A 21,988-nucleotide genomic window follows, 5' to 3' on the forward strand; every position below is an offset into this window, starting at 1 on the left:
AACTGCTTGCTGCTGATGCTGATGAATCTGCTTTAGTCGCTGAGCTATCCGCTGCTGACGCTGAACTGCTTGCGGCTGATGCTGATGAATCTGCGTTAGTCGCTGAACTATCGGCTGCTGACGCTGAACTGCTTGCTGCTGACGCTGATGATTCCGCTTTGGTTGCTGAACTATCCGCTGCTGTCGCTGAAGATTCTGCTTTAGTTGCTGAAGATTCCGCTTTGGTTGCTGAGCTGTCCGCTGCACTCGCTGAACTTTCTGCTGCCGTAGCAGCTGATGTCGCAGAACTTGCGGCGGCAACGGCCGTACTCGTAGCGCTTTCGATTTTGTCTAAATTCGCTGTAACAGTTGATGCCGCTGCAGATGCACTTGATTCCGCAGCAGCGGCACTACTTGCGGCTGAACTTGCCACAGTAATAGCCTCTTCAGCAACACTCGCCACGGCGTATAATTGGCTACCATTGATCGCATCTGTTGAAGTGGCATCTACACGGCCTGCGGCGACATTTTGAATTTGGCGTACTGATTTATTAGCGGCATCCCCCACAGACACCACACTTAATGTCATTGAATCTGTTGCTGTACCTGCATAAGCAATACTTTTTTCTGTGCCTGTAGCATCTTTATAGGTCAACGTCGTGGCATTGGTTGCATTATGTGCGGTAGTCACAGTATTGTTACCCAAAGCAACTGAACCCTCAACACTCGCTGTCGCCTCACTACCTAAAGCGGTAGCATTCGCCGCAGTCGCATCAGCTCCACCACCAATTGACGTGCCATTTGCCGCCGTCACGGTGGTTCCCCAACCTACTGCAACACCCACGGCAGCATCAGTACTCACATTGGCACTTGGACCAATCGCCACGGAAGATAAGCCTGACGCATTGGAATTCCAACCGTTGGCAATAGATTTCGCACCACCTGCAGTGGCGTTATAACCAATTGCAGTTGCCGTTGTTCCTGTGGCTGTTGAATTCGTCCCTAAGATCGTTGATTGATATGCATTAGCGTCAATGGTATTGTTTGAACCCACCACCACACTTTCATTGGCTGTTACGTTGATATTACGACCGATCCCAACTGAATCGCTATTGATCACACTGACGTTACTACCGACAGCAACAATATTTGATGCGGTTGAACCATCAACAGCAGCAGTGACATTGGAACCAATCGCTACGCTATCATTATTGCCAGCTGTGGTTTTAGTACCAATCGCTGTGGCATTAGTTGCAGTAGCATTAGCACTGTAACCATAAGCAGAGGTATTGTCACCTTCCGCTAAAGCGGTTGTACCGACAGCTGTTGCATTGGTACCAGTAGCGTTACTGTAATAACCAATTGCCGTGGTATAGTCACCAATCGCTTCACTATTTTGACCATAAGCAGAAGCAGAAATACCGGTAGCATTCGCACCGTAACCGCCGGCAATCGCACCGTTGCCATTTGCAACAGAAGCCGAGGCTAACGCTGCGGAGCCAATACCTGTTGCACTAGCTTTATTACCTAACGCCACAGAAAAATTAGAGGTCGCACTCGCTGCTTGACCCACTGCGGTAGATTTCGCTGCTGTGGCATTTGCTCCCGATCCGACAGCGACGGCATCCGTAGCGGCCACGGAGTTACGTCCGTAAGCTGAACCTCCAGCTTGTGCGCTTGAGTTTGAGCCTGCTGCTGTTGAGAAATTGCCGATTGCTTTGGCCTGATAACCTAATGCGGTTGAACGGTAGCCCGTTGCATTTGAACTGCCACCAAAAGCGGAGGCTCCAAAAACATTTGAACTCGCTGGATCCGTATAAGCGACTGCGCCAGCCCCCACTGCAGTAGCATTTAGGCCCGTTGCGTTTGCTCCCGCACCAATGGCCGTAGTTTGTTGAGAATTAGCGGTAGTACCTGTACCAACGGCAACACTTTTAATACTCGTTGCATTAGCACTTTGGCCTACGGCTACCCCTTGTTGAACGGAATTAGAGGCATAACCTACGGCAACCCCATTCGCTGCTGATGTCGCATCAGCACCAACGGCTGTCGCACCAGCACCTTGCGTGGTCGTTGCACCCGGTCCAACTGCCACAGACAAATCAAACGCATTACTCGCTCCATCGGTCGCATAACTAGCAGCCTGAGCATTCGTCACCAACGCCCCCATCCCTGCAGCCACAGATAACGCTACTTTTGTGATATTTTTACGCAGATCAACTCTCTTTGCTCCTTTTCTGTTTGACTTGGTTAATTCTGATGTCACGACAAAACATTGCGCTGCGTGACTCCAAATAATTTTGAAAATTTTATTCATTTAAAAAACTCTATAATGGTTATATTTCGATAAAAAAGTGAAAAAGACAGGCTTTAACTTCGTTATCACGTAAGCCCTGAACACCAATCCACAGCCTTTCTGTCATTTCACATCACTTTAATTTGCAGATTAGACGTGTTAGGAATTAGGAATTAGGAATTAGGAATTAGGAATTAGGAATTAGGAATTAGGAATTAGGAATTAGGAATTATACTGGAAATCTTGCCTTTCAGCAAGAAAAGAAGTGTAAAGACAGTGTAAAGATTTATTTGATTTTATTAGCTTTTTTTACATTCCCTTAACAAAAACCAACTGTTTTTCACCGCACTTTTTTGCCATCATTTATTCAGCCGTTTCATATAATTATACTTAACCCCGCCACGGAGTACGGGGTGATCGCCATAAAAAATGAGGCTACTCTACTGCCTTAATGCGCAACTCTTTCGGCACTTCAAATACGGTATCTTCTTCTTGTCCTGCCAATTCTTCCACTTCAGTGACGCCCAATTCTTTTAAGCGGCTGATCACCGATTGCACCAACACTTCAGGCGCTGAGGCACCTGCTGTCATGCCGATGGTTTCTACACCAATGAGCCAGTTCGGATCAATATCGGCGGCATCGTCTAATAATTTCGCAGGCGTACCCATTCGGTTAGAAAGCTCTGCCAAGCGGTTGGAATTGGAGGAATTTTTAGATCCGACGACAATCACAAGATCAGATTTTTCCGCCAAATCTCGCACCGCTTGCTGACGGTTGGTGGTGGCATAACAAATATCATTTTTGCGAGGGCCTTGAATGCTTGGATATTTTTCCTTTAACGCCTCAATCACATCTGCAGTATCATCAATGGACAACGTGGTTTGGGTCATAAAGGTGAGATCTTCGTCATCTCGCAATTTAAGTTTGGCAATATCTTCCACATCTTCCACTAAGAAGATACCGCCGTCATCATTGCTATATTGTCCCATGGTACCTTGCACTTCGGGGTGTCCTTGGTGTCCGATCAAAATGGCTTTGGTGCCTTTTTTACTGGCTCGGGCCACTTGCATGTGGACTTTGGTCACCAATGGACAAGTGGCGTCAAATACTTTCAATTCCCGATCTTTGGCTTCTTGTCGCACCGCTTGTGACACACCGTGAGCGGAGAAAATCACAATCGCCCCATCAGGCACTTCGCTTAATTCTTCCACGAAAATTGCCCCACGTTCACGCAAACCATTTACCACAAAACGGTTATGCACCACTTCGTGACGCACGTAAATAGGGGCACCATGAATTTCTAAGGCAAGCTCAACAATGCTAATGGCACGATCGACACCGGCACAAAATCCCCGAGGGTTGGCTAAAATAATTTTCACTATTTTTTCTCCACCTTATTTTTATCACCGTTTTTTAATGCGTCTAGCACTAATAAACCGGCTCCCACACAAATGGCAATATCGGCCACGTTAAACACCGGATAATGCCAATCCTGCCAATAAAAATCAAAAAAATCCACCACAAAACCGTGATACATGCGATCCACCATATTACCTAATGCACCGCCGATAATTAAGGCATAAGCGGTGTTTTGTAGCTTTTGAAGTGCGGTGTTTTTTTGCAATAAATAAACTAATATGGCGGAAATGGCTAAGGCTAATACAATAAAAAAGTATTTTTGCCAACCACTGTGATCAGCGAGAAAACTAAAGGCTGCACCGGTGTTGCGAGCGTAGGTGAGGTTAAAAATAGGGAGGATGTTAATGCTTTCGTAGAGTTGGAAGTTTTCTACGATAAGGTATTTGGTCGCAAGATCGACGATAAAGGCGATAAGGGCGAGCCAGAGGTAATGTAAGCCAGTTTTGTTTTGTTTTGATGTCATTTTTTGTTTTTTATAAAATGGGTTGATTTTAATTTAAATCGGGTTTCGCCGTTGGCGACTTACTTTTTCTTTGCTCGTGCAAAGCAAAAGTAAGCAAAAAGAAAGCACGCCCCGATTTTGCCTTGTTTCCTGAAAATGCCTTAATTTGCTTAACGGAAAATGGCTGAACTCGCTACGCTCACAAACGCTTTAGCGTTTGAACGTTGCTTTAGCAACGATCCGTAGGGCGAACGCAGTGAGTAAACAGACGCCATTTTCCTACAAATTAAGCCATTTTCAGGCGGCAAAGACGGGGATTTGTCTATCTAATCCCAAAAACTGAGTTGCTCAACAGGCGGTTCAGACGGGGGCCCGTTACGTCCCTATCTATTATATTTACTACAAAAATTATGCTCATTATTCCCTCTCCCTTTGGGAGAGGGTTAGGGTGAGGGTTCCTCACCTACGCAAATTTCCGCACTTCGCCATTGCCATTGACATTTTCTTCGCAGCGTGAACACAAGGTGTTTTCTGCTGGGCTGTCGGAATAGTGCCAACAACGTGGGCATTTGTGGTGAGCAGAACGAATCACTTTGATCGCTAAGCCTTTTACTTCGCCCTCGGCTACGTCGGCTGTGGCCAATGGTTTTACATCGGCTTTTGATGTAATCGTGACGAAACGTAATTCATTGCCTAATTTTTCTAATAAGGTTTGGTATTCTTGATTCGCAAAAATCGTCACTTCTGATTCTAAGCTACCACCAATCACTTTGTCATTACGTGCGGTTTCTAATACACGGTTGATTTCATCACGTACGGTTAACACTTGTTGCCAGTAAGCATCATCAAATTGTGTATTTGAATCTAAGGCAAATAAGCCGTTGTAAAATTCTTCGGTAAACACAAATTCACTGCGTTCACCTGGGATATAATGCCAGATTTCATCCGCAGTAAAGGATAAAATCGGGGCGATCCAACGCACTAAGGCCTCGGCAATATGCCATAATGCGGTCTGACAGCTACGGCGTGCAAGGCTGTCCGCTTTGGTGGTGTATTGACGGTCTTTGATAATATCTAAATAGAATGACCCCATTTCAATGGAACAGAATTTCATCAAACGTTGCACCACAGCGTGGAATTGATAATTATCGTAATTGTCTTTAATTTCATTTTGTGCCTGTAATGCACAATCCACGGCCCAACGGTCTAAGGCGATCATGTCTTCTGGTTTGACAAGATCACGTGTTGGATCAAAACCGTTTAAGTTCGCTAATAAGAAACGAGCGGTGTTACGAATGCGGCGATAACTGTCGGCAGCACGCTTTAAGATTTCATCTGAAACCGTCATTTCACCGGTATAGTCTGTGGAGGCCACCCAAAGGCGTAAAATATCCCCACCAAATTTATCCATCACCTGTTGTGGGGTGACGATATTGCCGATAGATTTTGACATTTTGCGACCTTGACCATCCACCGTGAAACCATGGGTCAGCACTTGTTTATAAGGGGCTTTATTGTCCGTTGCCGTGGAAAGCATTAACGATGACATAAACCAACCACGATGTTGATCGGAACCCTCTAAATACATATCCGGTTCATTACCACCAAATTCAGGGCGGTGTGGCGCTACCGCAGAATAGGTGGATCCCGAGTCAAACCACACATCAAGAGTATCTGGCACTTTGTGGTAATGTGCTGAATCGTCACCAAGCAAGTCTTTTGGATCGAGATCCCACCAAGCCTGAATGCCGTTTTGTTCCACTAATTTTGCCACTTGTTCAATTAATTCTTGCGTGCGTGGGTGTAATTGTTCGGTTTCGTTATGAATAAACAAAGCTACCGGCACACCCCAAGTACGTTGACGTGAGATACACCAGTCTGGGCGGTTTTCCACCATTTTTTCAATACGAGCTTGACCCCAATCTGGGATCCAACGGACTTTTTTAATTTCGCTTAATGCCTGTTGACGTAACCCTTTGGTTTCCATACCAATAAACCATTGTGGAGTGGCACGGAAAATCACTGGGGTTTTGTGTCGCCAACAATGTGGGTAGCTGTGGCGGATTTTTTCTAATTTGAGTAATGCCCCCACCTCGTCTAATTTTTCTAACACTTTGCCGTTGGCCTCAAACACGCCAAGGCCTGCAAAAAATTCTGTTGAGCTGATAAATTTACCGTCATTGCCAACCAATCCAGCCATGCCAATATCATATTGACGCGCCACCACATAGTCGTCTTGACCGTGATCTGGTGCAGTATGCACTAAACCCGTACCGCCGTCTAAGGTGACGTGATCGCCTAAAATAAACGGCACTTGATAGGCATAAAATGGGTGATTGAATGGCAATAATTCCAGATCGGCACCTTGGGCAGAACCAAGTACTTTCCAACTTTCTACGCCAATGGCTTTCGCCACCGATTCCACCAATTCTTTGGCCAAAATCAAACGTTCTTCACCGAATTGCACCACTTGATAATCAAATTCTGCATTTAACGCAATGGCTTTATTAGACGGAATGGTCCAAGGGGTAGTGGTCCAAATCACTGCGGATAATTTGCCTTGCCCTTTTTCAGTTAAATTAAAGGCTTTTTCCACCGCACTTTCATCGGCGGCTTGGAATTTTACATAAATAGACGGTGAAGTTTTATCTTCATACTCGACTTCCGCCTCGGAAAGCGAAGAGGCACAATCTAAACACCAATATACCGGTTTTGCCCCTTTGTATAAGTGTCCATTCGCTACCGCTTTACCAAACGCACGGATAATATTCGCCTCGGTCGCAAAATTCATGGTTAAATAAGGATTATCCCAATCCCCAATCACGCCCAAACGGATAAAATCTTTTTTCTGCCCCGCCACTTGCTCTGCTGCATATTTACGGCATTCCGCACGAAATTCCGCCGCGGTCACTTTTTGATTTGGCTTACCCACTAAGGCTTCTACTTTTAATTCAATCGGCAAGCCGTGACAATCCCAACCAGGTACATAAGGTGAATCATAACCTAATGCCGTTTTGGATTTGACAATCATATCTTTTAAGATTTTGTTCACTGCATGACCGATATGAATTGTGCCGTTTGCATAAGGAGGGCCGTCATGCAAAATAAAGGTTTTCTTGCCTTTGCCTGCTTGGCGAATTTTGCTATAAAGATGCTTATCGTACCAATTTTTTAACATAGCGGGTTCACGTTTCGCCAAATCCCCACGCATTGGAAAACCTGTTTCAGGCAGGTTTAAGGTATTTTTGTAATCAACTTGTTCTGACATATTTTTACCAATTTATAAATTTACATAAAAGAGAGCGTATTAACCAAAATTAATACAAAGGAATGCACGCATTATACGCTGAAATAAGGAAAGATTAAACCTAAATTACATTGCCCCAAAAGGGACTATGATATTTAGCAATAAATAGTATCAACGCTATTAATATCAGTTACCCTTTTGAATATAACTATCAATCAACATTCTGATTTTTCTCATTAAATCAGGTTTATTTTTTTCAGTTTTAGAACCAAATAGTTGATTATGATTGGCAAGAAACCTGACACTAAAACTAAATTCATCATCTCGGCGTAACACGAGTAAAGGATCATTGTTTTCGGAAATTCTGGCATGAAAGAGATCAATGTACCATGGACTGGATCCGACAACTGAATTAGAGTCTTTTAATCTGCCTATTTTACGTTCACTGTCATTTTCGTAAATTTCTACATAACCTTGATTTTCCCATTGAATGAGTAAATCAAAAATATTATCTTCATATTGCTTTAGTATTTCATCTGTAAAACCCAATTCTTTGCTAATTTCCGAAAATAGGCTATTTAGTTGAACCGTGGAGATGATTTTTTGCATAATAAACTTCCTTGAAATGGGCCAACTTTTCTTCCCGAGTATTGCCTTGAATTTTAATATTTTCTCCCACGACATCACCATATTGAATCAAGGTATGTATTAATTCAGCATTGGCTGGTGGTGTGATTATTTTCTCTTGCTGTATCATGGTCTTTTCTCCATACTCTCGTTGTTGGAAATTCTATCAATATTAGGGTATGAAGTCAATTTTAACTGTTTTTGTTTACAGCTAATTTAGCTTGACGTTTTTGCTCACGTCTTTGCTTAAAAAAATCACTCAATTTTTCACCGCACTTTTCTGCTAAAACGCCCCCTGTAATTTCCAAAACATGGTTCATTTTATAATCATCAAAGAAATGAAAACGTGAACCGACTGCCCCTGTTTTGTAATCGTATGCACCAAAAACAAGACGTTTAATGCGACTGTGTAAAATAGCACCGGCACACATGGTACAAGGCTCAAGAGTGACATAGAGTGTGGTGTTGAGTAGGCGGTAATTTTGGATGGTTTCCGCTCCTTGACGTAATGCGATGATTTCGGCATGAGCGGTGGGATCGTTGTGGGTGATAGATTGATTCCAGCCCTCGCCGATAATGTGGTTGTTTTCGTCAACGAGAACAGCACCCACGGGGATTTCGCCATTATCTTGGGCTTTTTGGGCGAGATCGAGGGCGTGTTGAATGAAATGTTGATCGAGTTGGGATTGGGTTTGAATTTGATTTTCTTTCATCATTTGTCTTTGTATTTTAAATCGGGTTTCGCCGTTGGCGACTTACTTTTTCTTTGCTCGTGCAAAGCAAAAGTAAGCAAAAAGAAAGCACGCCCCAACTTTGCCTTGTTTCCTGAAAATACTTTAATTTGCTTAACGGAAAATGGCTGAACTCGCTTCGCTCAGACAGACGCCATTTTCCTACAAATTAAAGTATTTTCAGGCGGCAAACATGGGGACCCCATTGGTGAAATAATAAAATTTAGTGCAAGCTACAGAGTAACGTTACTGTATTTAACCTAGTACGCAAGGGCTAGGTGTATTTCGTGGTAGAATCTAGTACTCTCGTACTAGGTTAAGCATGGAAACGCTACTTCGTAGCTTAAAAAATACCTATTTTCTCACCGCACTCTTACCTACGCTCGGTCAAAAATTGGGGCCCCGTCTGAACCGCCTGAGCGTTTTGGTATTTTTAGCTAAATTTTGCCTGTTTGAGCGTAGCGAGTTCAAAATTTAGCGTGAAGAAAATACCAAATAAGCTCAGAAAAGCGGTGAAGTCGGGGTGTGTTTCTTTTGTTACTTTTCTTTGCACAAGCAAAGAAAAGTAAAATCAAACACTGAACGGATATTTAATCGCCCCATGACTCTCATACCCCACTACCTTAAAATCATCCATTGTCACCCAAGTCTCTAAATCTTCAAGGCTTTTAATCTCTGGATTAATCTCTAACTTCGGTGATGGAAACGGTTCACGTTTTAACTGCACATCACGCATCAACTCAAGCTGATCTTCATAAATATGGGCATTCACAATTTTATGATACGCCTTACCGGCTTTTTTACCAGTAATCTGTGCCATTAACGCCAAGAACGTAAACACTTGAATTTGATTAAAATTTAAACCCAATGGCACATCACAAGAACGCTGATAGCTAGTTAAATAAAGGGTATCCCCCAACAAGGAAAACGTGTGATTGTACATACAAGGACGTAAACAGCCTAGCTCAATTTCACCAGGGTTTAAAAAGGTCAAAATCTCACCACGATCATCAATGCCTTTACTTAAATTATTGACGATTTTACGCAACTGATCTACGGTTTCACCGTTCGGCTTTTGCCAACGTCTGCCTTGTACACCGTACACTCGGCCCATATCGTCGGTCCCTTTACGGTTCGGGTTACTTAACCAAGCCTGATTTTCATTGGCATTCGCATCCCAAGTTTTTGTACCCAATTGACGAAAATCGGCAGCATTATCATAACCACGGATATAACCTAAAAATTCGGCAATGGCAGCTTTCCAATAACTTTTTCTTGTGGTAATAATCGGAAATTGGTTATGGGCTACATCATATTCCAGATCGGCATTGATCACGGTTAAACAACGTTTGCCTGTTCGTTCGTTCTCAATCCACGTGCCTTCATCAATGATACGTTGGCATAAATTTAAATATTGTCGCATAAAAATTCCTTAATTTTTCACCGCACTTTTACGGTATGCCCACCATATAATCATCAGCCCGCCGATAATCATCGGTAAACACAACAACTGACCACGGGTAATCAGATCTTGCGCCGTATTCACGTGATGATCGATTTCTCGCACATATTCCACCAAGAAACGGAAACAGCCATAACCAATTAAAAATAACCCTGACACGGCACCCATTGGACGTGGCTTGCGAATAAATAAATTTAAAATCACAAATAACACCACGCCCTCTAATATAGCCTCATATAATTGTGAGGGATGTAAGGGAATGTCACCTTGATAGCCATAGGGGAACATGGCCCAAGGCACGGCGTCCAGATTTTCAACGGGGCGACCCCAGAGTTCATTGTTAATAAAATTGCCTAAACGGCCTAAGCCTAAACCAAATGGCACGAGAGGTGCTATCAGATCTGCCGTCTGCCAGAAGCTGCGTTTTTGGCGTATGGATATGAGTATCATGGCTACAATCACCCCAATTAATCCACCATGGAACGACATACCGCCCTCCCAAATTCGGAATAAATACAGTGGATCTTGTAGGAATTTGTCAAAACTATAAAAGAACACGTCGCCAATACGACCACCTAAGATCACGCCGGCAAAACAGCCATAAAGCAGTTGATCGAATTGATCGGTATTCCACGTGTGTGGCGACTGTTTAACCCGTCGCATACCGAGCCAATAGGCAAAGCCAAAGCCCAATAAATACATCACACCGTACCAATGTAAATGGATCGGTCCCAGTGAAAGGGCAACGGGGTCAATATAAGGTAAATGAATAAAATCGTGCATAAATTCCCTTTTGAATTAGCTAATTAACATTTTTAATGCCACAAAAATTAAAAATACGGCAAAACAACGTTTTAAGGTCGCCACCGGTAAGCGATTGGTCACCATCACGCCTAATTTGGTGGTAAACATGGAGGTTAACGTAATGCCTAACACGGCGGGTAAATACACATAACCAAGTGACCAATCAGGCATATTCTCTAAGTGCCAACCACTGGAAATATAGCTTAAAGATCCCGAGGTTGCGAGCAACATACCACAAAAAGAGGAAGAACCAATGGCTTGTTTCATTTCATAGCCTCTTGCATTTAAGAATGGCACAATAAAACCACCGCCACCAATGCCCGCAAAACTGGAGGCAATGCCAATCAGGCCACCGCCAATAATCGCAGATTGCGTGGTTAACGGTTTATTTTGCATTTTGGATTTCGCAGACAAGATCATTTTGATCGCTAAATACACGACCAAACAAGCAAAAATTTTACTGGAATAGGCTTTAGGCAGCTGGCTCACAAAAAAACTGGCTAAATAAGTGGCTACCATAATAGCGGGCGCAAAAATCTTTAAGGATGGCCACACAATGTTACCCGATTTGTAATGATTATAGGCGGAGGAGGCGCCTGTAATAATGATCGTAGTGAATGAGGTTCCCAAAGCCACTGACATCAACATCGGATCAGGAATCCCCATCATGGGCAATAAATACACCAACACCGGCACAATCACTAAGCCGCCGCCAATCCCGAATAAGCCAGCGAGAAAGCCGACCACACAGCCCACGGCGAGGCAAATCAGTAAAAATGATAACATCTTAATATCTCCGTTTTTTCTTGGTTTTTTGTTGAGATTTATGGTAATAAGGCGACCGATTTGGCATGCCTTTTGCTCTCTCTTTCGGGGTTTCTTTTGCGTTTTCTTTCGCTGTCACTGGAGTCACCTTAGGATTCACCAACAGCACATCCGTTTTATGTGGATCAAATAACGCCAAAGCAAATTCTTTCATGGCTTTACGATACACTTCACGCTTAAAAGACACCACTTGACGCACCGGATACCAAAAACTGACCCAACGCCAACCATCAAATTCAGGGGTTTTACTGCAATTCATGTTAAGTGCTTGTTCATCACTCATTAACTGCAACAAAAACCACTTTTGTTTTTGTCCAATGCAAATCGGCTTACTGTCATGGCGTAACAAGCGTTTGGGCAGCTTATAACGTAACCAGTGCCGAGAAGAACAAACAATACGAACGTCTTTTTTGGTTAATCCCACTTCTTCATATAATTCACGGTACATGGCTTGCTCAGGCGTTTCATTATCATTGATCCCCCCTTGCGGAAACTGCCACGAATTTTGTCCGTACCTTTTTGCCCAAAGCACTTGCCCTTTTTGATTACAAATGACAATACCCACATTGGGACGGTAGCCATCGCTATCGATCACTATCGTTTATCCTTAAAATTAGCTAATCTGAATGTATTGTGTTGGATTATGGCACAATCTGTGATTTTAGCCAATACTCTATCTCTTTTTATCTTCATCAACGCATTTCTTGGCCTTGTGTATAATGCTGTGTATAACATGGGGAAAAGCCTTGAATAAAAAAAGATAAATTCATTTATCGCACAAAAACATTTTATTAGACAAGGCATTTGGGCTTTTTGCTTAAAGATCCGCCATAAAAAATCAGGCGTAAATGACACCGCACTTTTCCACAGAATCATACACAATTCCACCTGTACAGGTTGACAAAATCGGTTAACTTAGCAACAGCGGTGTGATTTATTCTTATGGACTGTGGATAAAATTGTGACTGGTTCAATGATAACAAGGAAAAACATTCAAGCGCCGCTTAAAATAGCATAATTTACCTTTATTTTTCAAGCAGATAAACAAAACACTCAAAAGAAGAAAAAAATTATCAATCTACCGATTATTTTTTAGACACCGTAAATTTCACCCCAAAAAAAGAGGCATCACATTTGACGTTATGCCTCTTTTTCGTCATGTTCTAAGGGGTATTATAAACATTCATTGACCTGACGATCACCCAAGGTGCCATCATCAATAATCGCTTTTTCTACGCCAATAATCTCTTTCACTTTTTCACCATCTTTGAAAAACACAAAACCGCCACTGAGCATTTTTGTCCATTTTTCATCTTTGGTTAAAGGGAACGTGGCAATAATTGTCACCTTGTCACCCTCTTTAGCGTAATCATTAAAGTCAATCACGCCCTCGTCATCAATACGTTGAGCCTTGCCAAAAGGCGCTTGGCGGGTCAAATAATGGAGGTTGGTAGAACAATGGCCAATCATCCATTCGCCATTCGACAGGATAAAATTAAACGTACCGTGCTGAGATAAAAATTCCGTCACTTCTTGCACTGCTAAGAAAATGTCCTGTTCAGCGGGTTTACGCTGAAAACGTGTTTTTAACACATCCGCCATATAACAAAACGCCGCCTCGGAATCGGTCGAACCTATCGGCTGACAAAAACTACCCGTCATATCGGGCAAATCGTGCAAATTGCCGTTATGCGCAAACACCCAATTTTCGCCCCAAATTTCCCGAATAAACGGGTGCGTGTTTTCGATATCCACGCTGCCTTGGGTGGCTTTGCGAATATGCGCAATCACGTTTAATGACTTTATGTTATATTGTTTAACACAATCTCCAATCGGCGATAACGCAGCGGGGCGGTTATCCCGAAAAATCCGCACGCCTTTACCTTCAAAAAAAGCGATACCAAAACCGTCAGAATGACTGTCTGTCAGTCCCGCACGACGCCGAAATCCCTCAAAGGAAAACACGATATCCGTTGGCGTATTACAATTCATTCCCAACAATTGACACATAGAAAAAAACCTAAAAAATAAACCCTTACATTTAACAGTGATTTAACACGATAATTTGAATATTTACAATATTTTTTGAAAAAATTTTTTAGATCAAATTCGCATTAAAACACCGAAAAACACATAAGATCATGCTATCTTCATTTGAAATAACACCGCCTCCACTTCACAACAAAATTGCATTTGCATGGTTAACACCACCCCATTTTCATTAGGTTGAATGTTGCTTTGTATTTCACAAGGCTCGCTTTCTACCGCTCTCGCCTGTTGCGTGAGATAAGCTAAGGCTTGTTCTGCCGCTTGTTGATTAGTAAAATCTTGTGAAATTTTCACCGCACTTTCTGTACCATCAAAAAAGCCGTTGGCTTTTGTTTTTGAACCACAGCGACTGGTTTGTTCGATTCGTTGGGTTAAATTGTTCGACATTGTTTTTCCTCTTTATATTCACAAACATTAATCGTTTCAGCTAAGTTTATCACTAATGATTTACGCTGTAATGCGTTTTCTGACGACTGGTCGGAACAGCTACGTTATGGGCAAAAAAGATTGAACTATCTTGTTGAGTTAATTAGAATTCGACTAATTTTTACAGAAATGTTAACTATTTACTAGGAAAATCTATGAAAAATCTTTTTACTAAAACTTTATTATCCTCTGCTTTATTGGCCGCTACAGGCGCAGCCAATGCCGCCGCATTCCAATTAGCTGAAATTTCAACCTCTGGTTTAGGCCGTGCCTATTCTGGTGAGGCAGCCATTGCAGATAATGCAGGCGTAGTCGCAACAAACCCTGCGTTAATGAGTCTTTTCAAACGCCCTGAACTCTCTTTAGGTGCAATTTATGTGGATCCAAATATTGATATTGAGGGTACTACATTATATGGCACAGGTGCCGATACTAATGCAAATGCCAAAGACATTGCGAAAGGTGCTCTCGTGCCTAACATTTATTTTGTTGCCCCGATCAACGATAAATTTGCAATCGGTGGGGGATTAAATGTGAACTATGGTTTAGCAACAGAATATGATGATAACTATTCTGCTGGCTTTATCGCAGGAAAAACCGATTTAACTGCCTTAAACTTTAATTTAAGCGGTTCTTATAAAGTATTAGATAGCTTAACCTTAGGTTTAGGTGTCAATGCCGTTTATGCAGATGCCATCATTGAGCGTCGTTTAGGCTCATTAACCGCTGCACCTTATCTTGTTGCAGCCCAAACCAATGCAGCCTACGCCACAGCCGCTGCACAAGGGGGCGATTACGCTGCGGCAGCAAGCTACAAATCGGCAGCACAGCAAGCCATTGCATCCGCCCAAACAGCTGCCGCCAATCCATCTTCTGCTACCTTACGTAAAATCGAAGGCGATGAATGGGGCTTTGGTTGGAACGCAGGTTTAATGTGGCAAGCCACAGAAACAAGCCGTTTTGGTTTAGCCTACCACTCCAAAATTGATATTGATTTTGAAGGCGATTACAGTGATTCTGGTGCTTACATCGGATCTTACACCCAAGGCAACCAACCGGGTTCATTAACCTTACCATTGCCTGCTTACTGGGAATTCTCGGGTTTCCACCAAGTGAACGATAAATTCGCTTTCCATTATAGCTGGAAATACACCGAATGGTCTAAATTCAAAGAATTGCGTGCGGTGGGATCTTCTGGTAAAGAATTATTCCAAAAAACTGAAAAATTCCGTGATAGTTCTCGTTTAGCCTTAGGTGCAACTTATCATGCAACAGATGCGTTAACCGTACGTGCGGGTGTGGCTTATGATGAAACGGCTGCTGGCGATCATCAATCCATTTCCATTCCAGATACCGACCGTATGTGGTACAGCGTCGGGGCAACCTATCGTTTCACACCAGATTTATCGGTTGATGTCGGTTTCGCTCACTTACGTGGCAGCAAAAACCATTTCCAAGAAAGCCAATCAGGTGTGATCACCGATGTGAAAGTGAAAGCCACTGCTAACCTTTACGGCTTAAACGTAAACTATCGTTTCTAATTGATCACAAATTAGCATATAATCGGGCGTAATCTTTACGCCCTTTTTTATTGAAACATCATGATCCACTATTGCTATTACGCCTCTCCCGTTGGCAAACTGTTAATCTTAACGGAAAATCATCAGCTCACCCATGTAGACTTTGAGCTTGAACAAATTGCCCCCAATCCACGTTGGCAATATCAACCCGATTTAGCGATTTTTCAACAAATTTGCACCGCACTTGATCGCTATTTTCAAGGCGAACCAGAAACCTTTGCGGACATTCCCTTAGCGCCACAAGGCACACCATTTCAGCAACAGATTTGGCAAGCGTTACGTCAAGTTCCCTATGGTCAAACCTTAAGTTATGCGGAGTTAGCACAACAGATAAACAACCCCAAAGCCGTACGTGCCGTAGGCGGGGCTGTGGGGCGTAATCCGATTAGCATTATTATTCCTTGTCACCGAATCCTAGGCAAAAATCGCCAACTCACGGGGTTTGGTGGCGGTTTACCGACAAAACGTTATCTCTTAGATTTAGAACAGATCCCTTATGTGAATAAGGGCGTGGAATATGTTAAACAAAAATTATTGAAAAAATACACCGCACTTTGATATGAAAAAAATCAGCTCCCCACTCACCGAACAAGCCCTATTGCAACGAGCCAATACCATTGCTGGCTTAACTTTTTCCGAATTGGCAGAGGAACTGGGCATAAGCGTGCCTGCAGATTTAAAACGAGATAAAGGTTGGGTTGGTCAGCTGATTGAAACCGCTTTAGGGGCCAAAGCTGGCAGTAAGCCCGAACAAGATTTCGCACATTTGGGCATTGAGTTAAAAACCATTCCGATTAACGCACAAGGCTATCCGTTAGAAACTACCTTTGTCAGCCTTGCGCCATTAGTGCAAAATTCTGGTGTGGACTGGCAACATTCACATGTAAAACATAAACTCAGTAAAGTGTTGTGGATCCCCGTGCAAGGGGAACGGTCTATTCCACTGGCCGAGCGTTATATTGGTCAGCCGATTCTATGGCAACCGAACCCACAACAAGAACAACGACTTCGACAAGATTGGGAAGAATTGATGGAATATATTGTTCTCGGTCAAGTCGAACGGGTTAATGCGACCTTAGGCGAAGTGTTACAGCTACGCCCCAAAGGCGCCAATAGCCGAGCGCTCACAAAAGGCATTGGCAAACATGGCGAACTGATCGACACCTTGCCGTTAGGCTTTTATTTGCGTAAAGCCTTTACCGCCGAAATTTTGCAGAATTTCTTACAAGCCCGATAAAAAAATGCCCTGTTATTCCACAGGGCATTGCTGTCGATTTCAGCTTAATTAACTGACTTTTTTCATGGCTTCCGCAATAAATTCTGCCTCTAAGCCAAGAATCACTTGCAGACCATTTTCACCCAATTTAACCACACCTTTCGAACCTAGCGCTTTAAGTTGGTTTTCATTGATTTTTGTCATATCTTGCACGGTTAAACGTAATCTGGTGGTGCAATAATCAATATTGCTAAGATTTTGTTTACCTCCAAGAGCTTGCACGAACAATACGGCTTGTTGGTCATGATTCGCATGTTGATCCCCTGTCGTCACCACGTTTTCTGCCACATCGTCATCTTCACGACCCGGTGTTTTGAGGTTAAACATTTTAATCACGGCACGGAATAACACATAGTAAATACCAGCAAACACCAAGCCTTGCACGATTAACATATACCAATTCACCGCCAATGGATTGCGTGAAGAAAGCACCATATCCACTAACCCCGCACTGAAACCAAAACCGGCAATCCAGTGCATGCTAGCAGCGATATAAACCGACACCGCAGTTAATAAGGCATGCACCACATAAAGCACAGGCGCCACAAACATAAAGGCAAATTCAAGCGGTTCTGTGATACCGGTGAAGAATGACGCCAAAGCCGCCGCAAACATAATGGAGGCAATTTGTGCTTTTTTGGCCGGTTTAGCGCTGTGATAAATGGCCAAGGCAGCAGCAGGCAAACCGAACATCATCACAGGGAAGAAACCGGCTTGATACATACCCGTTACCCCAACAACGGCTTTGCCGTCGGCTAAGGATTGTGCGCCACCTAAGAAATTAGGAATATCATTAATACCGGCCACATCAAACCAGAACACGGAATTTAACGCATGGTGTAAACCCACAGGAATGAGCAAACGGTTAAAGAACGCATAAATACCTGCGCCCGTTGCACCCATATCTTTAATGGATTCGCCGAAAGACACTAAACCACCGAAAATCACTGGCCAGACGTAAAGTAGCACAAAGGCCACCAAAATCATCACCAATGACACCACAATCGGCACTAAGCGTTTACCGCTAAAAAATGCCAAGGCTTTCGGCAATTCGACGGTGTGGAAACGATTATACAATTCCGCCGAAATGACCCCGACTAAAATCCCAATAAATTGGTTATTGATTTTATTAAAGGCCGCTGGCACTTGATCCGCTGGAATACCCTGTAATTGGGCCACCGCCCCCGGGGAAAGCAAGGTCGTTACCACTAAGTAACCGACTAATCCTGACAATGCCGCAGAACCGTGTTTATCTTTTGACATACCAAAGGCCACACCAATGGCAAAGAGGAACGGCATTTGATCGATAATAGCACCGCCCGATTTAATCAACAATGCCGCCAATTGACTATTGCCACCCCAACCATCTGGGTCAAGCCAATAGCCTACGCCCATTAATAATGCCGCCGCAGGCAATGCCGCCACCGGCACCATCAAGGCGCGTCCGATTTTTTGTAAATAATTGAGAGTACTCATAATAATCTCCTTAATATTTGAAGTTTTAATTTATTCCCTTACAGCAAAAGAAATTTTACTCCAAATTTTATTAAAAAAATGTGATCTCTGTCATATTTTTAAAAAAAAGTACGATCTATTTCCCTCAGAAAATAATTCATCCCACCAAAATCCGAAACAACGGCATATCCCAACTTTCTACGGGAAGTTGCTCAACTTGTTGACATTGATGTGCCAAGCCCACGGGGATAAACGATTTCTGTTGCCAATCTTGTAGCGTGCGGTCATAAAAGCCGCCGCCCATGCCTAAACGATTACCTTGTTGGTCAAAAGCGACCAATGGGGTAAAAATCATATCCAGTTGCGCCACGGGCAACACATTTTGTACGTTTAACTGCGGTTCAAAAATGCCGAATTTATTGGTAATTAACGGCGTGTCAGGGCGATGTTGTAAAAAAAGCAGATGCCCCGCACAAAAAGGGTGTAACACGGGCAGATAGACGTTTTTGCCTTGTTGCCATAAGGTTTCAATCAATAATTGGGTGGAAATTTCACCGTCAAAAGACAAATATAACGCAATATTTTGCGCTTGGCGTTGTTCAATTAAAGTCAGGGCTTGTGTGGTAATACGTTGCGCTGCTTGCGCTTGTTCAAATGCGGTTAAATGTTGTCGTGTTTTTCGCATTTGCTGACGAAGATCTTGACGAAGTTGAGCGATATTTTGTGATGGCATAAGCAATATTGATATGAGGTTTGAAAGGCCCCGAGATGCCGTTGCGGGTGGTCGGTCCTTGAACCCGACGGTTCAAGGGAGTCAGTTTTAGTCATTTTTAGGCTTCTTAACTTTGTTACAAGAACAAATTAAGCCTGCACACCAATAACACAGAGAACCAACTCGAAGTATGTAAGTATCGGCTCAGGGACGTAACCCTTTGGCGAACATCTCAGGTAATCTTTGAATTATACTAACGCAAATTCCGCCGCTTGACTAGCATTTATTTCAGCTAAAAAAGCAGATTTATTGAATTTCATACGCTGGCTGTTGATTTGTTGTGCGAGTTAAGATATTTTCTAAAGAGGCAGATAATTGCTGGATCTGATCTTGCAACACTTTCTCCATCAGATTATTTTTTTGTTTTTCTTGCAACAATTCAAAACTTAAATTTAACGCCACAATATTTACCGCACGATCCACTTGCACGGTTTGCATGCGTTCTTTCATTTCGCTGACACGTACGTCCAGCAATCTGGCCGCCTCACGCAAGTCATCATGCTGTTCTTCGGGAACATTTAATAAAAAAATCTGCCCTAACAAATTTAATTCAATCTTTTTTAATGCCATATTCTCACCATTCCTTGAATTTTTTGTTATTATGCCACAGAGAAAGATTTTATGTCATGAATAATCTGTTAGAATTAACGGATATTCATTAAAGGGGAAAAATATGATCGACTATTTTCAACTGAACCAAAAACTTAAATCTGCCAGTATCGCCCTGTCTGCTGCCGAATTGCACGGATTTCTCAGTGGGCTGATTTGTGGTGGATTAGATGATCAAAGTTGGCAACCCTTGCTTTATCAATTTACCAACGATAATCACGCCTATCCTACCGCCTTATTAAATGACGTTACCGAAATCTATGCCAAAATTAACCGCACTTTAAGCGATATTGACGGTTTTAATTTTGAATTATTATTGCCAGACGAAGATGCGGATATTTTTGCACAAGCCGATGCTCTATGCGAATGGGCGAATCACTTTTTATTGGGCTTAGGTTTGGTGCAAACCCAATTAGACAAAGAAAAAGGCGAAATTGGTGAGGCCATTGATGATTTGCATGACATCTGCCAATTAGGCTATGATGAACAAGATGATCCGGAAGAATTAGCCGAAGCCTTAGAAGAAATTATTGAATATGTTCGGACGATTGCGGCTTTGTTTTATACGCATTTTCGCCCATTCGAGAAAACCAAACCCACGATTCACTAGGAGGAAAATGATGGATTTAGCCTATATGCACGCCATTCCCAAAGAAGAATTTATTCAACGCCGTGCAACCTTATTTGCAAAAATGGAAGATGATTCAAGTGCGGTGATTTTTTCATCAAAAGAAGTATTTCGTAATAGCCATTGCACTTATCCATTCCGTCAAGATAGCTATTTTTGGTATCTCACCGGATTTAATGAACCTGATGCGGTTTTAGTGTTAAGTAAAAAAAATCAGCAATTTTCTACCGCACTTTTTCTCCGTCCGTCTGATCCTGAACGAGAAACTTGGGACGGCAGACGAGTAGGTCTTGAAAAAGCACCGCAAGCCTTACAAATCGATCGGGCGTTTAATATCAGTGAATTGAAACAACAGCTACCTAGCTTATTGTCTGGTGCCAAAACCGTTTATTTTTTACAAGGATTAGATGGTCGCTCCGCTGACGATGCGTTTATGCAAAATTTACTGCCTGAATTAAGCGTGACAGAATTTACCCCATTACAACCAATATTAGATGAAATGCGTTTATTCAAATCTGAAAATGAAATTCGCATTATGCAACAAGCAGGACAAATCACTGCACTCGCCCATATTCGTGCCATGAAAGAAGCCCGTGCCAATCGTTTTGAATATGAAATTGAAGGTGAAATATTGCATGAATTTAGTCGATTTGGGGCGAGAGGGGCATCTTATAATAGTATTATCGGTGGTGGCGAAAACGCTTGTATTTTGCACTACGTTGAAAACGATCACCCGCTCAAAGACGGCGATTTATTGCTCATTGATGCAGGCTGTGAGTTTGCCATGTATGCAGGCGATATTACCAGAACATTCCCAATCAACGGCAAATTTAGCCCAGCACAACGGGAAATTTATGAGATCGTGCTAAAAGCTCAAAAACGGGCACTTGAAATCTTAGTGGCAGGCAATTCTATTCAACAAGCCAATGATGAAGTGGTGAGAATTAAAACCGAGGGTTTAGTCCGTTTAGGTATTTTAAAAGGCAACGTGGACGAACTCATTGCCAATCAGGCTTACAAAGAATTTTATATGCACGGCTTAGGGCATTGGTTAGGGTTAGATGTGCATGATGTCGGCAGTTATAGCAACGGCACACACAATGTGGATAGAAATTCCAAAATCAGAGACCGCACGTTACAACCTGGCATGGTGTTAACGGTTGAACCAGGCTTATATATTTCATCAAAATCGGATGTACCTGAACAATATAAAGGTATTGGCGTACGCATTGAAGATAATATTTTAATTACCGAAACAGGGAATAAAATCTTTACTTCTGCTGTGCCAAAAGAGATTGATGAGATTGAGGCATTAATGGCGGAAAGATAATTGAAACCAAAACAAAGGCTTGCAATCGCA

General features: G+C 42.7%; 21 protein-coding genes and 1 other RNA gene. 5 read left to right on the forward strand and 17 right to left on the reverse strand.

The window, feature by feature from the left end:
* From ACTG7Q_RS10475 to ACTG7Q_RS10535, 13 genes are all read right to left on the reverse strand, one after another.
* The coding region (locus ACTG7Q_RS10475) for an ESPR-type extended signal peptide-containing protein (protein ID WP_439243643.1) at positions 1-2,296 on the reverse strand (2,296 nt) is incomplete at its 3' end.
* Between the two features lie 414 nt (positions 2,297-2,710).
* Entirely contained in the window at positions 2,711-3,655 is a 945-nt protein-coding gene (ispH, locus tag ACTG7Q_RS10480) for a 4-hydroxy-3-methylbut-2-enyl diphosphate reductase (protein WP_439243645.1), read from the reverse strand.
* Positions 3,655-4,158: a signal peptidase II gene (gene lspA, locus ACTG7Q_RS10485; protein WP_439243647.1), complete on the reverse strand. Its 504-nt coding sequence runs from the start codon at positions 4,156-4,158 to the stop codon at positions 3,655-3,657. The genes ispH and lspA overlap by 1 nt, the downstream gene beginning before the upstream one ends.
* A gap of 442 nt (positions 4,159-4,600) precedes the next feature.
* Positions 4,601-7,405 carry an isoleucine--tRNA ligase gene (gene ileS / locus ACTG7Q_RS10490; protein ID WP_439243649.1) on the reverse strand — a complete coding sequence of 935 codons (2,805 nt, stop codon included), beginning with the start codon at positions 7,403-7,405 and terminating at the stop codon, positions 4,601-4,603.
* 165 nt (positions 7,406-7,570) lie between these two features.
* A complete protein-coding gene (locus ACTG7Q_RS10495) occupies positions 7,571-7,993 on the reverse strand; it encodes a hypothetical protein (RefSeq protein WP_439243651.1) in 423 nt (140 codons plus the stop codon).
* Positions 7,959-8,141: a hypothetical protein gene (locus ACTG7Q_RS10500; protein WP_439243654.1), complete on the reverse strand. Its 183-nt coding sequence runs from the start codon at positions 8,139-8,141 to the stop codon at positions 7,959-7,961. Before ACTG7Q_RS10500 ends, ACTG7Q_RS10495 begins: the two co-directional genes overlap by 35 nt.
* A 61-nt stretch (positions 8,142-8,202) precedes the next feature.
* Positions 8,203-8,724, reverse strand: a complete 522-nt coding sequence (tadA, locus tag ACTG7Q_RS10505; protein ID WP_439243657.1) for a tRNA adenosine(34) deaminase TadA — start codon at positions 8,722-8,724, stop codon at positions 8,203-8,205.
* A 589-nt stretch (positions 8,725-9,313) separates the two neighbouring features.
* Positions 9,314-10,165, reverse strand: coding sequence for a thymidylate synthase (locus ACTG7Q_RS10510; RefSeq protein ID WP_439243659.1), 852 nt, complete (start codon positions 10,163-10,165; stop codon positions 9,314-9,316).
* Positions 10,166-10,174: 9 nt separating this feature from the next.
* Positions 10,175-10,987 (reverse strand): prolipoprotein diacylglyceryl transferase, encoded by an 813-nt coding sequence (gene lgt / locus ACTG7Q_RS10515; RefSeq protein ID WP_439243662.1) that lies wholly within the window; start codon positions 10,985-10,987, stop codon positions 10,175-10,177.
* Positions 10,988-11,002: 15 nt separating this feature from the next.
* Positions 11,003-11,794, reverse strand: a complete 792-nt coding sequence (locus ACTG7Q_RS10520) for a sulfite exporter TauE/SafE family protein (protein WP_439243665.1) — start codon at positions 11,792-11,794, stop codon at positions 11,003-11,005.
* A 1-nt stretch (position 11,795) separates the two neighbouring features.
* Positions 11,796-12,428, reverse strand: a complete 633-nt coding sequence (rppH, locus tag ACTG7Q_RS10525) for an RNA pyrophosphohydrolase (RefSeq protein ID WP_439243667.1) — start codon at positions 12,426-12,428, stop codon at positions 11,796-11,798.
* Between the two features lie 578 nt (positions 12,429-13,006).
* A complete protein-coding gene (locus ACTG7Q_RS10530; RefSeq protein ID WP_439243669.1) occupies positions 13,007-13,843 on the reverse strand; it encodes a class II glutamine amidotransferase in 837 nt (278 codons plus the stop codon).
* A 129-nt stretch (positions 13,844-13,972) separates the two neighbouring features.
* Positions 13,973-14,269, reverse strand: coding sequence for a YfcZ/YiiS family protein (locus ACTG7Q_RS10535; RefSeq protein ID WP_439243671.1), 297 nt, complete (start codon positions 14,267-14,269; stop codon positions 13,973-13,975).
* A gap of 194 nt (positions 14,270-14,463) precedes the next feature.
* Here ACTG7Q_RS10535 and ACTG7Q_RS10540 point away from each other — a divergent pair, with 194 nt between their 5' ends.
* Genes ACTG7Q_RS10540 through mutH form a run of 3 tightly spaced genes read left to right on the forward strand, consistent with a single transcriptional unit; the run spans position 14,464 to position 17,125 of the window.
* A complete protein-coding gene (locus tag ACTG7Q_RS10540; protein WP_439243674.1) occupies positions 14,464-15,849 on the forward strand; it encodes an outer membrane protein transport protein in 1,386 nt (461 codons plus the stop codon).
* 60 nt (positions 15,850-15,909) lie between these two features.
* Complete coding sequence (locus tag ACTG7Q_RS10545; protein ID WP_439243677.1) at positions 15,910-16,446, forward strand: methylated-DNA--[protein]-cysteine S-methyltransferase; 537 nt, start codon at positions 15,910-15,912, stop codon at positions 16,444-16,446.
* 1 nt (position 16,447) lies between these two features.
* Positions 16,448-17,125 (forward strand): DNA mismatch repair endonuclease MutH, encoded by a 678-nt coding sequence (mutH, locus tag ACTG7Q_RS10550; protein WP_439243680.1) that lies wholly within the window; start codon positions 16,448-16,450, stop codon positions 17,123-17,125.
* Positions 17,126-17,173: 48 nt separating this feature from the next.
* Here the strand turns inward: mutH and nagE are convergent, their stop codons facing one another.
* The 4 genes from nagE to ACTG7Q_RS10570 form a co-directional block, all read right to left on the reverse strand.
* Positions 17,174-18,640, reverse strand: a complete 1,467-nt coding sequence (nagE, locus tag ACTG7Q_RS10555; protein ID WP_439243683.1) for an N-acetylglucosamine-specific PTS transporter subunit IIBC — start codon at positions 18,638-18,640, stop codon at positions 17,174-17,176.
* 136 nt (positions 18,641-18,776) lie between these two features.
* Positions 18,777-19,352, reverse strand: a complete 576-nt coding sequence (locus ACTG7Q_RS10560) for a 5-formyltetrahydrofolate cyclo-ligase (RefSeq protein ID WP_439243685.1) — start codon at positions 19,350-19,352, stop codon at positions 18,777-18,779.
* 23 nt (positions 19,353-19,375) lie between these two features.
* Positions 19,376-19,573: non-coding RNA, 6S RNA (gene ssrS, locus ACTG7Q_RS10565), on the reverse strand.
* 64 nt (positions 19,574-19,637) lie between these two features.
* On the reverse strand, positions 19,638-19,961 hold the full coding sequence (locus tag ACTG7Q_RS10570) for a cell division protein ZapA (RefSeq protein WP_439243687.1): 324 nt from the start codon (positions 19,959-19,961) through the stop codon (positions 19,638-19,640).
* Positions 19,962-20,064: 103 nt separating this feature from the next.
* On the opposite strand from ACTG7Q_RS10570, the gene ACTG7Q_RS10575 reads away from it, so the two are divergent.
* Positions 20,065-20,610, forward strand: a complete 546-nt coding sequence (locus ACTG7Q_RS10575; protein WP_386691458.1) for a YecA/YgfB family protein — start codon at positions 20,065-20,067, stop codon at positions 20,608-20,610.
* Between the two features lie 10 nt (positions 20,611-20,620).
* Positions 20,621-21,958, forward strand: a complete 1,338-nt coding sequence (gene pepP / locus ACTG7Q_RS10580) for a Xaa-Pro aminopeptidase (RefSeq protein WP_439243724.1) — start codon at positions 20,621-20,623, stop codon at positions 21,956-21,958.
* Positions 21,959-21,988: the final 30 nt, after the last annotated feature.

Source organism: Lonepinella sp. BR2474, assembly GCF_051851555.1.
Classification (GTDB): domain Bacteria; phylum Pseudomonadota; class Gammaproteobacteria; order Enterobacterales; family Pasteurellaceae; genus Lonepinella.